General features: G+C 31.0%; 13 protein-coding genes. 7 read left to right on the top strand and 6 right to left on the bottom strand.

Going from position 1 to position 15,523, the window contains the following annotated elements:
- Positions 1-13: 13 nt before the first annotated feature.
- The 5 genes from Q0049_RS09465 to Q0049_RS09445 all read right to left on the bottom strand — a co-directional run bounded on the left by Q0049_RS09465 (position 14) and on the right by Q0049_RS09445 (position 4,691).
- Positions 14-685 (bottom strand): hypothetical protein, encoded by a 672-nt coding sequence (locus Q0049_RS09465; protein ID WP_298119109.1) that lies wholly within the window; start codon positions 683-685, stop codon positions 14-16.
- Complete coding sequence (locus tag Q0049_RS09460) at positions 678-1,196, bottom strand: hypothetical protein (RefSeq protein ID WP_298119107.1); 519 nt, start codon at positions 1,194-1,196, stop codon at positions 678-680. The genes Q0049_RS09465 and Q0049_RS09460 overlap by 8 nt, the downstream gene beginning before the upstream one ends.
- Positions 1,197-1,875: 679 nt before the next feature.
- Entirely contained in the window at positions 1,876-2,532 is a 657-nt protein-coding gene (locus Q0049_RS09455) for a response regulator transcription factor (RefSeq protein ID WP_298119105.1), read from the bottom strand.
- Between the two features lie 2 nt (positions 2,533-2,534).
- Positions 2,535-3,293: an ATP-binding protein gene (locus Q0049_RS09450; RefSeq protein ID WP_298119103.1), complete on the bottom strand. Its 759-nt coding sequence runs from the start codon at positions 3,291-3,293 to the stop codon at positions 2,535-2,537.
- A gap of 633 nt (positions 3,294-3,926) precedes the next feature.
- Positions 3,927-4,691 (bottom strand): hypothetical protein, encoded by a 765-nt coding sequence (locus Q0049_RS09445; RefSeq protein ID WP_298119101.1) that lies wholly within the window; start codon positions 4,689-4,691, stop codon positions 3,927-3,929.
- Between the two features lie 262 nt (positions 4,692-4,953).
- Between Q0049_RS09445 and Q0049_RS09440 the strand changes: the two genes are divergently transcribed.
- Genes Q0049_RS09440 through Q0049_RS09430 form a run of 3 tightly spaced genes read left to right on the top strand, consistent with a single transcriptional unit; the run spans position 4,954 to position 7,064 of the window.
- Positions 4,954-5,715: an SPOR domain-containing protein gene (locus Q0049_RS09440; protein WP_298119099.1), complete on the top strand. Its 762-nt coding sequence runs from the start codon at positions 4,954-4,956 to the stop codon at positions 5,713-5,715.
- A 58-nt stretch (positions 5,716-5,773) separates the two neighbouring features.
- The gene (locus tag Q0049_RS09435; protein WP_298119098.1) at positions 5,774-6,133 is read left to right on the top strand and encodes a hypothetical protein; all 360 of its coding nucleotides are present in this window, start codon (positions 5,774-5,776) and stop codon (positions 6,131-6,133) included.
- Positions 6,134-6,140: 7 nt separating this feature from the next.
- Positions 6,141-7,064: a hypothetical protein gene (locus Q0049_RS09430; protein ID WP_298119097.1), complete on the top strand. Its 924-nt coding sequence runs from the start codon at positions 6,141-6,143 to the stop codon at positions 7,062-7,064.
- Positions 7,065-7,226: 162 nt separating this feature from the next.
- Here Q0049_RS09430 and Q0049_RS09425 read toward each other — a convergent pair whose 3' ends face one another.
- On the bottom strand, positions 7,227-7,841 hold the full coding sequence (locus Q0049_RS09425; protein WP_298119096.1) for a hypothetical protein: 615 nt from the start codon (positions 7,839-7,841) through the stop codon (positions 7,227-7,229).
- 854 nt (positions 7,842-8,695) lie between these two features.
- On the opposite strand from Q0049_RS09425, the gene Q0049_RS09420 reads away from it, so the two are divergent.
- The 4 genes from Q0049_RS09420 to Q0049_RS09405 all read left to right on the top strand — a co-directional run bounded on the left by Q0049_RS09420 (position 8,696) and on the right by Q0049_RS09405 (position 15,518).
- Positions 8,696-9,550 carry a DUF4328 domain-containing protein gene (locus Q0049_RS09420; RefSeq protein WP_298119095.1) on the top strand — a complete coding sequence of 285 codons (855 nt, stop codon included), beginning with the start codon at positions 8,696-8,698 and terminating at the stop codon, positions 9,548-9,550.
- 135 nt (positions 9,551-9,685) lie between these two features.
- Entirely contained in the window at positions 9,686-12,484 is a 2,799-nt protein-coding gene (locus Q0049_RS09415) for a DEAD/DEAH box helicase family protein (RefSeq protein ID WP_298119093.1), read from the top strand.
- Between the two features lie 8 nt (positions 12,485-12,492).
- Positions 12,493-13,332, top strand: coding sequence for a DUF1837 domain-containing protein (locus tag Q0049_RS09410; RefSeq protein WP_298119091.1), 840 nt, complete (start codon positions 12,493-12,495; stop codon positions 13,330-13,332).
- The gene (locus Q0049_RS09405) at positions 13,329-15,518 is read left to right on the top strand and encodes a DEAD/DEAH box helicase (protein WP_298119089.1); all 2,190 of its coding nucleotides are present in this window, start codon (positions 13,329-13,331) and stop codon (positions 15,516-15,518) included. Before Q0049_RS09410 ends, Q0049_RS09405 begins: the two co-directional genes overlap by 4 nt.
- Positions 15,519-15,523: the final 5 nt, after the last annotated feature.

The following is a 15,523-nucleotide window of genomic DNA, read 5'->3' as shown; positions in this document are numbered from 1 at the left end:
ATTTGTAAAAATCTTATTCTATCTTTTTACTAATCTTATCGAAAAGTGTCTCTTGAATTTGATCTTCGGGTAGCGTTTTTGGAAATTCAAATAATCCATAAACTACTTCGCCATATTTAACTTTAGTTGGAATTTTGTCTTCCAAATCAACAAATGTTCGAAAAGTGTACGTCTCAGGAACAAAGAATAGAGAACTACCATCATAAAATTTTTCAATTTTAAGTTTTTCATGTTTCGTTCCTACAGCTTTCGACATGTAATCGGCAAATGAATTTCCTTCATACAAGGCATTAAGATTAACGATTGTATAAATCTTATCCATGGCAAGATCAAACCGATAAAGTTGATAGTTTGATTCTTTCGGATTTTTAAGAGTAATTGTACACTCCGTTGATTTGTATAAGTTTTTGTCAAGATTCCAAACACTAATTTTATAATTGCCTTCTGGTACTTTTTCAATTAAAGTCTGATTTGGTTCAACAGTACTATCAACCGTGTACATATCAGAAAGTTTTCCATCTTTACCAATTCGTTCCAATGTTACCGATCTTGTCACGGTGCTAGAATTTAAAAAAGCAATAGATTGCGTTGGTGCATCATTCCATTTTTCTATTGTAACACCTATAATAGCTATTACAACAAAAACGACAACAACTAAACAACCAATTTTAAAAAACTTATTCATTTTTGCAAGCATTTACAACATCGCTCACCAATTGCTTGTTTTCTTCTTTTTCGTTCTTTAATAATAATGATTTTAAAACATATACAACCAATAATCCTGGAATAAGTGCGATTAATCCTCCTAAACCTCCTGCGATTTTCTGTCCAGGTAAAAATGCTAAAGGTGCCATATCATTGTACCCTAAATAAGCTCCAACAATTGCAAAAGGAAACAAAACGCCATAAGTAATCATCGAACCCATTTTTGAAGATTGATCAACATCTATTGTAAGAACCGTTGGTTTAGTTTCCTCCCATTTTAATGTAACCTCAGCTCCAATTTTATCGCCTTTTCTAATTTTGATTTCATGCGTCCAATCTTTATCAAAAACCCCAAATTCTCCAGCAGAAACAGTATGCGTACTTCCAAATTGATTTTTAAGTTTGGTCATTAAAGTAGTAGCTACATTTTTTAGATTTGTTTCTTTATCTCCGTTAGTATCTAGTGTGCGAATGATTTGATTGTTTTCCATGTTATTAAAGTTTAGTTCTTTTTTATCTTAATTTTTTCAAATATAAAAAAAATACTCATAGTAGTTGAAATTTGTTTTTCAATATACCGTCTTTTTTCAATGATTAAATACAAAAACCTGAGGATTTGTGATGGATTTTTTTGGTACACAAAGTATCACGAGGTTTTTTAACCACACTTCGACTAGCTCAGTGCAGGCTACGAAGCATAGATTTTCTTTGAACATAAAGTCGCTTTGCTCTGGATAGATTGCATAGAATAATTTGCAGTGTTTTTTTCGTTTCACAAAGTTATTTTTAGAATTCTCTTTGCGCCTTTATGCCTTTGCGAGAAAATAAATATGTGAATCTGTGGCGTTTTTTTTAGTTTCACAAAGTTACACGGAGTTTGACACAAAGTATCACAAAGTTGTTTTTAGAATTTCCTTTGCGCCTTTGTGTCTTTGCGAGAAAATAAATCTGTGAATCTGTGGCGTTTTTTTTTTAACACAAAGTTTCACGAAGTTTGACACAAAGCATCACAAAGTTTTTTTTAGAATTCTCTTCGCGCCTTTGTGGCTTTGCGGTGGATTTTTTTGTACACAAAGTATCACAAAGTCTTATTTAAATTTTCTTTGCGTCTTTGTAGCTTTGCGAGAAAATAAATCGAAAATTCTTTGGCTGACTTTTTATGATGAGATTTTACAAAAAAGGTTCCGTTAATTTATATTTAAATGAAAACAAAACCAATCCTACTTTCGATTTGATATTGAACCTTTCAAATAAAGCCGCTCTGTAAGATTCAATTGATTTGACAGAAAGATTCATGATGTCAGCCATTTGCTCATAGGTTAGTTCTCTTTCATCGCAGACTAAAGTTAAAAAATCTAATTCTCTTTTTGAAAGCACAATAGGTTCTTTACTTTCTTTATCACTCGATTGATGATTTCTGATTCTTTTTAAAATCTCAGTGACATTATTATACCCAATAGTTACTATATTTTCAATAGCAAACTTCAAGTCATGCGCCGTACAATTCTTATGCAAAAAACCTCTTGCTCCATGATGATACGCATCATTAATAATTTGTTCGTCAAAATGTTGGGTTAACAACATGACTTTATATTCCTCTTCTTTCTCTTCCAATGCTTGTAATACTTCAAGTCCATTCATATTAGGCATAGAATAATCTAGAATATACATATCTGGTAGTGGTTGCAGTGGCAAGGTTTCCAGAAACTCTTCACCACTATCAAACTCGTGAATGACTTCGAAATTACTGATTTTTTCTAACAATTCTTTAAGTCCATGTCGGACAATAGCATGATCATCAATGAGGCAAAGTTTAATTTTTTCCATAATCAATTTTGGGTTTCGTTTACTATTATGGTGGTGCCAACTCCTACTTCTGATTGCACCGTTAAGTTATAGCCAATAATGGTGGCACGATTAATCATATTTTGCAATCCAAGAGTGGCTTTATTGTTGAGTTTTTCCTTGTCAAAACCCTTACCATTATCAATAATCGTCATTGAGAATTGAGGTGTTGTTTTTAGTATAATCGAAATCTTTTTGGCTTTAGCATGTTTAAAAGCATTATTGATGACTTCCTGAAAAATACGATAAATTACAATCTTTTCATTGGCAGAAAATACTTTTTTTGAGTCACTTTCTTGCTTAAAAGTAATCGTCACTTTAGGATTTTTTTGCAAACGTTCTACTTCATTTTCGATGGCTTTAAACAAGTCTTGCTGCAACAACAACTGATTGTTCAAAGAATGACTAATACTTCTAATAGAACTAGACAAGTTACTAACCGATTGCGAAACTGGTTCCAATAACGATTGCAACTCTGGTGAATCAAGTTTTAGGTTTTCTAATTGAAAGTTAATGTAGGTTAATTGTTGTCCTGCATCGTCATGTAAATCTTGCGAGATATTGTTTAAAACTTGTTCTTGAGTTTCAAGAATAGTTTCGTTAAGTGACTTTTGAAAAGCTATTTCTTTTTGGTTGTGTTCTTTTACTTTTTTTATGTAGAGTTTTATTGTTATCGCACAAAAAATTACAACTATACATACAAGTAAAAAGCCAATTATAATTCCTATAGCAATATCATACATAAGCTTTCTTTTTTTCTTTAAAAATGTATAAGTTTATGAAAAAATAATAAAAAATGTTTACGAAGTAATTAATAAATTTATACAACTTAATTCCAAAAAAAACTTCAGTTGATGTAAGTTCTTTTGATTTAAAACTAAACATAAAACTCAATCCTAAAAAAAACAATACAGGTGCAAACATCAATATATAAATATTAGATTGAAAAAAAAATAAGTCATCATTCTTCAACTTAATAAAGCTTAGATAAATAAATAGAACGGTATACAATAACGCGCCAAAAACAAAACTATAGTAGTCAAATTTAGAATAGCCTTCAAAGAAGAACATATTTATAACACAAAAAATTAAGTGTACAACTAAAACGCTATTTGAATACTTTTTACTAAAAAATGAACCGATAATAAAAATCCACAACGAATTATGAATTAAAATATTTACATTAAATAAATTATCAATAGATAAGTCTTTATATTTTAATATCAGAGCAACATACTCATTAATAAAACAAATAAATAAAATACAAAGCAATTTAAAATGAGTGCTATTTTTGTAATTCAAAAAAAGTAACCCAACTAAAAAAGTTAGTAAAACAATAATTTTAATTGGGTTTAAGAATTGTATCATTATTAAATTTATAAGCTGTTTTTTATTATTTCATTCTTTGAAACATTTTTAATTGTTTTCAAAGATTTTCTACCTGGTTCATCTGAAAAATCATAGTAAAGTGTTTGATTTTTATATGTAACTTTCATAACTGCTTTAGTATCCTCTTCAATAAAAGTAAATTGAAAAAAACATATTTTTTCATCCAATGCTTCTTCATTGGTTTGTTTCTCAATTTTTTCAATGATACTCAACAAAAGTGGAGCTGAAAAATTATGACTTCCCAAAATAAATCCATCTGTACTTTTAAGTTTTACTCCATGAAAAATATTTTTATCAATTGCTCTTTTATAATTGCTGTAATATTTTGATTGATCAATTCTTGTAATATCAACATCATTTAGTCCAATTTTTAAATCTTGAAATACTATTCCATAAAAATTCTTTTTTACAATAATCTCATAATCCGCAGCAATAATATATCTTTTATGAACATCATTATTTATATCTAATTGATGTGTATTATGAATTAATTCAAAAGACTTATCAAAATTTATACAAAAAGAATTAGCTTTCAACCAATTTGGAATTTCTAACTTTTCCATTTTATTCAAATCAACAGTAAAATCCTCAGGTTGATTTTCACAAATATAGTTTCTATTAGTTTCCTCCCAAACTGATTGGTTTCCTACTAACCTTTTCTTTACATAAATAATGTTTTCTGAACAGTTTTGAGCTTTAACATTTCCGAATACACTCAAGACAACAATAAAAGTTAAAAATAATTTCTTCATAATTTATAGTTTTAAGGGTTAATAACTGTAGCAAAGATGCCATTTATTACTTCTAACTTCTATTAGGTAAAACCCTATTTGTTTAGGTGTTTTCCCTACACGCCTATTCTCTTGCTAAAATAACAATTTATTTCACTTAAACCATATAATTTGTAGTATTTCAACTTATTAGGTAAAAACCTATTGCTTTTTTAGTGATATCCATAAGCAGGAAGTTAGTAGTGCAAAGTAGTTTTGGAATATAATTTTAAAATCATATATCATGTTAACAAACACAGGTACCGCATCATTTATTCTTTATGGTTTTTTCATGTTAATTTCAATTATTGCTATGATACTAGCTTTCATTTACATGAAAAAAGATATTATCTCATCTGAAAAATTAGATAAGATGATTGAATTGTTTAAATACACTATTGTCTCAACTTGCATAGCAACGGTAACTTTAGTTGTCTCAAATTTATTTAAGGAAAGAGATCAAGATATTAAAGAACTTGAATATTTTGATAAGTATGTAACAGACATAAAAAAGGCTGATGGTGTTTATGAAAGATGGCAACTTTCAAAATACTTATCCATTGTATCGCCTAGTGGTGAATTGAGAAAATCATGGGAACAATATTACTCTATAGTTGACAAAGAATATACTGAATATTTAAATTTAAAAAATGTTCAACTAAAGAACAATACTATTCTTAGTCCAAACGAAAAACAACTTTTTAATATTGAAAAAGTAGAAGAAAAAATTAATCAGCTCGAAAAACCATTACAGACATCCTACAAATTAGATAATGAAGAATGGATAATCATTACTGGTGCTGACAAAAAACTTGAAGATGCTGAAAATGAGTTAAAAAAAGTATTAGCATTCAATCCTAATTCGAGGATAATAAAAAAAGGGACTTTTTATCGTACTATAATTTTTGGATTTAATGATAAATCTGAAGCTTCAAAAGTACTAACACAAGCCAGACAAAAACTAAATAAAACTGCCTATATCGTTAAAAATAACAACAATTTGTAAAAAACCTCGTATGCCGAAAAGAGGATTATAGAGTAGGCAAAATAAAATTTTAGAAATTATGAAAATTAAAACAAGAAAAGAAACATTCAATAGCCAAGTAGTAAATCAAAATTCGGATGTTTATTTAACTATCACTATTGGTAATGCTCAAATTGGAGGTAATATAATTAAATGGAAGGATAGTTCAAATATTTTGGCAAAAGGCGAAATATCAAACTTAAATTTAGGTAAAGGATCAACTATTATTGGTAAAACTCTAGAAATATTCACAAACATTCTTGATGTGAATCCAATGACTAATGGTGTAGTAGCTACCTATTACTTTCACAATGCAAATGCTCCATCAGTAACTTTTGATGATACTGTTAATAATCATGGTGATGTTTTCTCATTAGGTTTAGATATAATTTTTAATTAATATAAAAATGAAAAAAATTACGACACTTTTGCTACTGACTGCAGCTTATTATACAACTCAGAGTCAGAATCTTCCAAAATTAGATGAATTGAATATTCCGAGTTCACCTGCTTTTGTAATGCTTGATGAATCACCAGCAAACATCGAAAAACCAACAAATCCGAAAGCGTTTGCAATTAGCTTACTTAATGTAGGAAATAATGGAGGTGCCATTGAAACTTCTCCATATTGGTTAACTAATCACGCTAACTATTCTTTCACAGATGATGTTGCAAATCATTTTCCAATTTTACAAACTTTTGCTATTTCAGTAGCATCAATCAAAAATACTGATACAACAACTGTTTCATTAGGTTTTAGAGTCCAATTATTTAGAAAATATTTTAATGAAACTGCTATTCTTGGATACAAGAGTACTATACAAGGGATTTTATCAAATCCTATAATTGATATTGCAGCACTTCAAGTTGAAAATGACAAATTACAAGCTGAGCGTGGGCGTACTTTATATAATTTAGAATTAGCTGGTGCTTATGCTGGCCAAGGTACAAATTATAAAAACCTGTCTGGATCAAAAATTAGTGCATGGGCAAATTTTAGATATACTCCAATTGCTAATTCTTTTCTTGACATTGTTGCTTTAGCGAGATATAGTAAAGAAATTGGCGGAACTAATAACTCTTCATTTTTAGATTTTGGAGGAAGTCTTTCCAGACAAACAAATAATTATGACTTTCAAATAGAATATGTTTATAGAAGAGATTCAACACTTGATATCAATTATGACAGATTAGCATTTATTGCTAATTACCAAATAATCCCTGGTATGGTAGCTGTTGCGTCATTTGGTAAAAACTTTGATGAACAGAAAGATATTTTCACTGCATTTGGAGTAAAATTTGGAATATTAGAAAGATCTAATAATAACTAATATGAATAATTTCCTGATTAACGTAAACAAAGAAATTAAAAATTCTAAGTTTAATAAATGACTTTTCAAACCTGACAGGTTTTAAAAACCTGTCAGGTTTAAAAAAAATCGCCCTAAAAAGGACGACTCTACTAATTTGTGAAATATGTAGTAAAAAATTAACTACACCCCATAAATAACCTCAACGATATCGCTGGCAGTACCAACCTCAATATCATCAACAACTCCAAAAGCGCGATACTCCCAATGTTCTGGTTGCCCACTTACTTGCAATGTAAAACTATGATCAAACGGATTCTTAGTGGCTCTTGCCACAAATAACCAATCCATAGTTCCCTTTTTTCTGCGGTAAAGATTTATACCATCCGCATACATTTTTTTGAACTTAACACGAATCATACCTCCATAAAGCTCTACCGAAATTTTTGCCTTGTAAGTAGCAAAATCAACAGCCACACTATGACTAATAATTCCCAAATCCTGACCTATAGCATCTGTAAAATTTGCCATAGCCTTGTGCCTACCTATTTCAGCTCTCAAAGCACCTCCTTCAAAAGCTAAAGTAGCCTTCCTGCCGTCTATGGCAGACTTGACCTGACTTCGCTTGTTACTCACATTATTTACTGCCGCAATCAAAGCGTCACAATACGCCTGCTCAATTGCTACTTGCTCGGCCGTTAAGCCTAACGCAGTTGCATAACTACTAATTTTTTCTTTGTAATTTGTTGCCCATACTGACAACGTTGGGTCTGCTGATGGAAAATACGATCTTGCCATTCTTTAAAAATATTAAATTAAACATTCAGATTTTAACTACATAAACAACGAAAACCTATTCCCCACTATTGCAATTCACTACGTTAAATATAATTTAAAAATTTGTTAAAGAGGTTCAAAAACCCACCAACCGCCCGTTTTCTCTAGGTTCTTTATCGTGTCATGTGCTAGATTTGACAAGACAAGTGCTGCTTCAAAAAACATTGGTGCTAGATTTGACTAGACAAGGACACGATTTTTTGTAAAAAATACACTCCTTTTTTTGCCTTGAGCTACTCCCATTTATAAAAAATAAACTCCAATCTATTTTTTTTCTGGATTTAAAAAACAAAATACACGATTTAAAAAGCAAAATGCTAGATTTTAAAAAAAACAGAAAAGTGTTTCACAAAATAAATCCAGCTACAAAAAAAATAGGACCAGCTACACACAAAATTAATCGCTCTAAGTAACGCTATAAAAAGCCACCACAGATTTACAAATTAATTTATATTCTCGCAAAGACACAAAGCCGCAAATTATTCTATGTAATATATATAATTTATGTTCAATGAAAATCTATGATTCGTAGCCTGCACTGAGCTAGTCGAAGTGTGGTTAAAAAACATTATGATGCTTTCTGTGTCAAACTTTGCGAAACTTTGTGTAACAAAAAAATCCATCACAAATTCGCAGATTAATTAGTTTTCTCGCAAAGACACATAGTCGCAAAGAAAATTCTAAAAAACAACTTTGTAGTACTTTGTGTTAACTCCGTGAAACTTTATGAAACAAAAAATCCACCAACAAAAATAATTGCCAAAACAAACTATTTTTACTACGTTTGGAAATTATATAACCCTATAACTTTCTTTATGACTGACGTCCAACTTGCGCAATGCAAAACCTGTTTAAACCGAAAAAAAGGCACTCTTGATCCTCTTGATATTTGTAACATTAGAGGATTTCAACCCAAAGACGATGAAGCTTGTCCCTACTTTGAGCAAGACAAACAAGTAGTTCCTGAAACACACAACAAGCTATTGTATTTAAAACCCAACGACAAAAGAGCCAAATATGCCATTATTGCCATTTTAGTAGTTTCTTTTTTTGCTATCATCAATGTCCTTTCTTCCTATATGCAATACCGCCTTTTAATAGATTTAAAAAATGGTGTTTATGTTAGTGATGAACTGCTTACTTCTAATGATTCTAGAGAGCAAATAACAAGTATATTTTACCTAATTTCTTATATTATTAGTGGTGTATTTTTTATCTTGTGGTTTCGTAGAGCCTACTATAACCTTGATATTCGAACAGACAACTGTGAATATAGCGAAGGTTGGGCTGCTGGATGTTGGTTTGTACCTATCATTTGCTTGGTGCGTCCCTACAAAATCATGTTGGAACTAGATAATGACACTACCGATTTACTTGAAAAAGCTACAAAAAAAGAAATAAATACAAACGCTACGCTAATTGGCATTTGGTGGACCATGTGGATTGTCATTACCTTTTTAGGAAACACTGTATTTAAGGTATTTTTAAGAGGCGAAACAGTCAACCATTATATAAATATTACTATCCTTGAACTCATAACCTCCTTTTTAATATTAGTTTTAGGAATGGTTACCATTTTTATGGTTAAAAACTACGCCGATAAAGAAGCCGCACTCGTTGCCGAAGAACAAAAAATGCCCGAACCACAACCCGAAAACCTTACCCAATAAAAGTTTTTTAACCCAAATGTGGAAAACCGTAAAATATATTGTTTTACGGTTTTTACTTTTACAAAAATTAAGTATTTATACGTAGTTTTAATCTTATAGAAATATTTATCTTTGATAAATTGAATAGCATAATTAATGACCAACCAGAACCCAGAACAAATAGCACGCGATAATATCGACAAGCAATTGATTGCTAGTGGTTGGATTATACAAGATAAGAAGAAATTCAATCTTGCTGCGGGTTTGGGTATTGCCATCAAAGAATACGTTACCGATGTTGGTCCTGCTGATTATGTGCTGTTTGTGGGCAAAACTCCTGTAGGAATTATTGAAGCCAAGCGTGCTGAAATTGGTACGTTAACTGTTGCCGAAGATCAAGCGGAAGGTTATGCTAAAGCCAAACTTCGTTTATTAAACAATGCCCCATTACCTTTTGTTTATTTGAGTAATGGAGAAATTATAAAATTCACCGATTTTAGAGACCCAAAACCTCGTGCTCGAAATGTATTCACGTTTCATAGACCCGAAACACTTTTAAATTGGTTCAAAGAGACTAAATCCTTGCGTGGTCGTTTGCATGATTTGCCATCACTTCCTGAAGATGGTTTGCGTGATTGCCAAATTACGGCAATCAACAACCTAGAGAAATCGTTTCAAGACCAAAAGCCTAAAGCGTTAATTCAAATGGCAACAGGTTCTGGTAAAACATTTACTGCTATTACTGCTGTGTATCGTTTGTTGAAATATGCCAAAGCCAAACGCATTTTGTTTTTGGTAGATACTAAAAACTTAGGAGAACAAGCCGAAGGCGAATTTAGAGCGTTTACAGCACAAGAAGACAATCGTTTGTTTACCGAATTGTATGGCGTCACTCGATTGAGTAGTTCCTTTATCCCTAACGATTCACAAGTATATATTAGCACTATTCAACGTATGTATTCCATTTTAAAAGAAACGGAATTGGATGAAAGTGCCGAAGAAGAAAACCCAAATGAAACTCGTTTTGAACCCAAAGAACCCGTTCCTGTTGGGTATAACGAAAAAGTGCCAATAGAGTTTTTTGATTTTATAGTTATTGACGAATGTCACCGCAGTATTTACAACCTTTGGAAACAAGTATTGGATTACTTTGATGTATTTCAAGTTGGCTTAACAGCTACTCCAGACAATAGAACATTTGGTTATTTCAATCAAAATTTGGTTTCGGATTATGGTTTTGAAAAAGCGGTCATTGATGGGGTTTTAGTACCTTATAATGTCTTTACCATTGAAACCGAAATCACCAAAAACGGTAGTATTTTAAAAAGTTTCGGAGAACCTGTTGACCGACGTGAACGCTTGACTCGTAAACGTTTTTGGGAACATTTAGATGAAGATGTAGAATACAGCGGTAAACAATTGGACAAAGACATTGTAAACCCAAGTACTATACGCACTATTATAAGAGCAACCAAAGACAACTTGCCTGCCATGTTTCCTGACCGTAGGGATAACAATGGTAATTTTGAAGTGCCGAAACTTTTGATTTTCGCCAAAACCGATAGTCACGCCGAGGATATTATTGAAATTGTTCGAGAAGAATTTGGCGAAGAAAACAAGTTTTGCAAAAAGATAACCTACCGCAGTGAGGAAGACCCAAAAAGTGTGTTACAACAATTTAGGAACGATTATTACCCACGTATTGCTGTTACAGTAGATATGATTGCCACAGGAACTGACATAAGACCATTGGAAGTATTGTTGTTTATGCGTGATGTAAAAAGTCGTAGCTATTACGAACAAATGAAAGGTCGTGGTACACGAACTTGCTCTATAGAAGAATTGAAAGCCAAAGGCACACCCACAGCCAAATTCAGTAAAGACCATTTTGTAATTATTGATGCAATTGGTGTGGAGCAATCGCAAAAAACAGACAGCCGACCTTTGGAAAAAGCTCCAGGCATTTCGTTAAAAGATGTGTTGCAAAGTGTAGCAATGGGAAATACTAGCGAAGATATGTTGACTACTTTAGCCAACCGATTGATTCGTTTAGACCGACAATTGAGCGATAAAGACAAAGCTAAATTTGCCGAAAATGCCAATGGATTTACTATTAACCATGTAGTAAAACAATTGTTGCATGCCTATGACCCAGATGCTAACCAACAAATTGAAACTAGTGTAAAAGGAAACCTACTTGGCTTCGCTCCTATGGAGATTGAAAAAGCAATTGAAACCGAAAAGAAAAAACTAATTGAAGAAGCAGTTGCTGTATTTCATAACCCTTACTTGCGTGATTTTATTGTTGATATACGCAAAAAGTTAGACCAAATTATTGATACTAGCAATATTGACACTATAACCAATATAGGTTGGGTAAAAGACCATACTTCGGCAAGCTCAGCATTGATTGGAGATTTTAAAACATGGATTGAAAGCCACAAAGACGAAATTACGGCTTTGCAGATTTTTTATGCCCAAGACTACAGACACCGCACGTTTACATACAAAATGATAAAAGACTTGTGCGAAAAACTAAAAACCGAAAAACCACTATTAGCACCTTTAGCCGTTTGGCGCGCTTATGAGCAACTAGAGACTTCAACAAGCTCAGCCAGAGGATCGGTAAAAAACGAGTTGATTGCTCTGGTTTCATTGATAAGACGTGTAGTAGGAATTGATAACAACTTAACCGCTTATGATAAAACGGTGGATGCGAATTTTAAAAAGTGGATTTTTGATAAAAACGCAGGACAACATAATGCTTTTACCGAAGCCCAAATGCAATGGTTGCGCATGATGAAAGACTATGTAGCCAATAGTTTTAGCATAGACAAAGACGACTTTGACCTAAGCCCATTTAATGCCGAAGGCGGTTTGAGTAAAATGTGGCAGTTGTTTGGAGAGGAAACAGATAAGATTATTAATGAATTAAATGAAGTTTTAGCGGCTTAAAATACATTATGAGTAAACCATTTGAATCAGATTTAGTATTAAGTGAGCATATTTCAGAAGCCAATTTGAGAGTTTATCATGTTGGTTTTGAAACTAATAAATTTAGATTAACACCACTTGTTGAAGTTATACGTAAAGTTATTCCTGAATTTGCTTTTGGGTATCATGCTGGCATGAGTATTCCCTACACTGAAATGGTTGAAAGAATAGTCGAAGCAGCCAATACAGTCTATTTAACCGATAAATACAAAAAAAGAGGAGAATTTGGTGAATTAATTTTACATCTTTTATTGAGAGATTGGTGTAATACAATTCCACTCGTTTCCAAAATATACTTTAAAGATGCTCATAATGCAACAGTCCATGGCTTTGATGCGATACACATAACAATTGAAGAAGATAAAAAAAAGTTATGGTTAGGTGAATCCAAACTATATTTAGATGGATTTGATGGAGTAAAAGAATTAGCTAAAGATGTTGTTAATCATGTTAATGCTGATTATTTAAAAAAAGAATTTGAACTAATCAGAAGGAAAATCCCTCAAGATATTCCTGAAGTTGAATTTTGGACTAATTTAATGCATAAACATAAAAATTTAGATGAAGTATTCGATACTATTGTAATTCCATTAGTATGTACATATTCAAGTTCAATTTTTACTTCACATGATAGTAATTCAAAAGAATATTTTGAAGCTCTTGAAAGCGAGTGTAGAGATTTATTCAACACTTTCAACACAAAAGTTGCTACAGATGTTGAGTTAATTTTATTACTACTCCCTGTCCCAAATAAAGATGAATTGAATTCTGAACTAGATGTTAGATTAAAAAACATGCAAAAAATATGAGTTTTGAAAATTATGAAAATGCTATTGATTTTATAAGTTCAAAATTTGAATTCAATTTTGAAGAAACATATGGTCTTTTGAGTTTTATTAATAAACTTTTTACTAAAAATGAAAATGATGGTAGAGATCTTGTCATAAGACTACTTGAAAAGTGGGATTTTATAGATGAGAATTGTAAATCTTTTTTTAATGATATAATTGAAAGCTATGGTTTATATCCTTATGTTGACGAGAACTTACTAACTGGTAGTTCTTTTCTTAGATATGAGTTACACAAATCTCCTTTTTTAGAGAATGTATATTTACACGAGGAACAATTTGAAATTTCAACTGCCTTACAGAGTGATAAGAGTGTTGTTTTAAGTGCCCCAACTAGTTTTGGAAAAAGTTTACTTATTGAAGAAGTTGTCGCAAGTAAAAAATATAAAAACATTGTAATTATTCAACCCACTTTAGCATTATTAGATGAAACAAGAAAAAAATTATCAAAATATAATGATATATATAAAGTAATTGTATCAACTTCACAAACTCCTTCTCAAGATAAAGGAAATTTATTTTTGTTTACTGGTGAACGTGTTGTTGAATATAATATGTTTCCACAAATAGATTTTTTTATCATAGATGAGTTTTATAAGCTTAGTCTAAAAAGGGATGATGATAGGGCTATTACATTGAATACAGCTTTACATAGATTATTAAAGCATACCAATAAATTTTATATGTTGGGTCCAATGATAAAAGAGATACCAATAGAATTTAAACAAAAATATGATTTACTTTGGTTTCCATCAGATTTTAGAACAGTTGCAGTAGATGAAATTTCAATGGAAATTAGTGAAAAATTAAAAAAGAAGGAAAAAGAGTTAAAGAAAAAGGAAGAACTTTTTGACTTGCTTTTAAATACTGAAGAACCTACACTTATATATTGTTCATCTCCAAAGAAAGCTACTGAATTAGCTGTTGATTTTGTCTCCTACTTGAATGAGAATAGACCAGACTTTATTTCTGATAAAGAAAATGGCTCAGTTATGGAATGGTTGCATGAAAACATAAACAAAAGTTGGTTTTTAATTGATGGTTTAAAAAGATATACAGCCATTCATCACGGAGCAGTTCCAAGACATTTAGGAAGCACAATTGTTGATTTATTTAATAAGAGAAGTATTAGATATTTGTTTTGTACCTCTACATTAATTGAAGGTGTTAATACTTCTGCCAAAAATGTAATTTTGTTTGACAAAAAGAAAGGCACAAAAGATATTGATTTTTTTGATTACAAAAATATAGCAGGGAGAAGTGGAAGAATGAATAATTATTTTATTGGCAACGTATATCGATTTGAAGCTAGACCCAATCAATTAGAACTTGATGTAGATATTCCCATTTTTTCGCAAGATGATGCTCCACTTGAAATATTAATTAATCTAGATGAATCTGAATTAAAAGAATCTTCTAAATTAAGATTACAAGAATTTGATGGATTTGATGATGAGTTTAAAGAAATTTTAAGAAGAAATGCATCTTTACCAATACAAGGACAAATTAATATCTTGAACGAAATAGAAGAAAACATTGATAAATATTTTGAACTATTAAACTGGGACAATTACCCTAGATATAAAAATTTAGAGGTTGTATTTGAATTATGTTGGAATAATCTCTTGAAAAGTAAAGACAATAAAGCAGGTGTACTTTCTGGAAAGCAATTAGCTTCTTTAGCAATGAAATATAATTTTAAAAAGTCTACCAGAGGAGTAATTGATGAATTAATTGATGATGAATATTGGGTAAATAAAATTCCAGATGAATTAGGTAGAATTAATTACTTATCCTATTTTGTGTTGAATGTGACTAGACATTGGTTTGATTATAAATTACCCAAATGGATTAGTTTAGTTAATGACATACAAAAATATGCTTTTAATAAAAGAGGCTTAACTTATGGCAATTACACATTTTATGCTTCTCAGTTAGAAAATGGATTTTTGCCTATTAATTTAGCAGCATTATTAGAATATGATGTTCCCCATTCTGCGATTTCTAAAATTCAAAAAACATTAAGAGTAAATGACATTACTACAGAAAATCTAATTGCAAGTTTTAAAAGAGAAGGTGTTGAACAAAGATTAAAACAAATAGGTTTAATAAAATATGAAATAGATAAAATAAAGTCTATTAATTAAAATAA

The sequence above is a fragment of the Flavobacterium sp. genome (assembly GCF_027484205.1).
GTDB lineage: Bacteria > Bacteroidota > Bacteroidia > Flavobacteriales > Flavobacteriaceae > Flavobacterium.
Note: the sequence above shows the minus strand (reverse complement) of the source record. Positions and strands in the feature narration are given on the sequence as shown.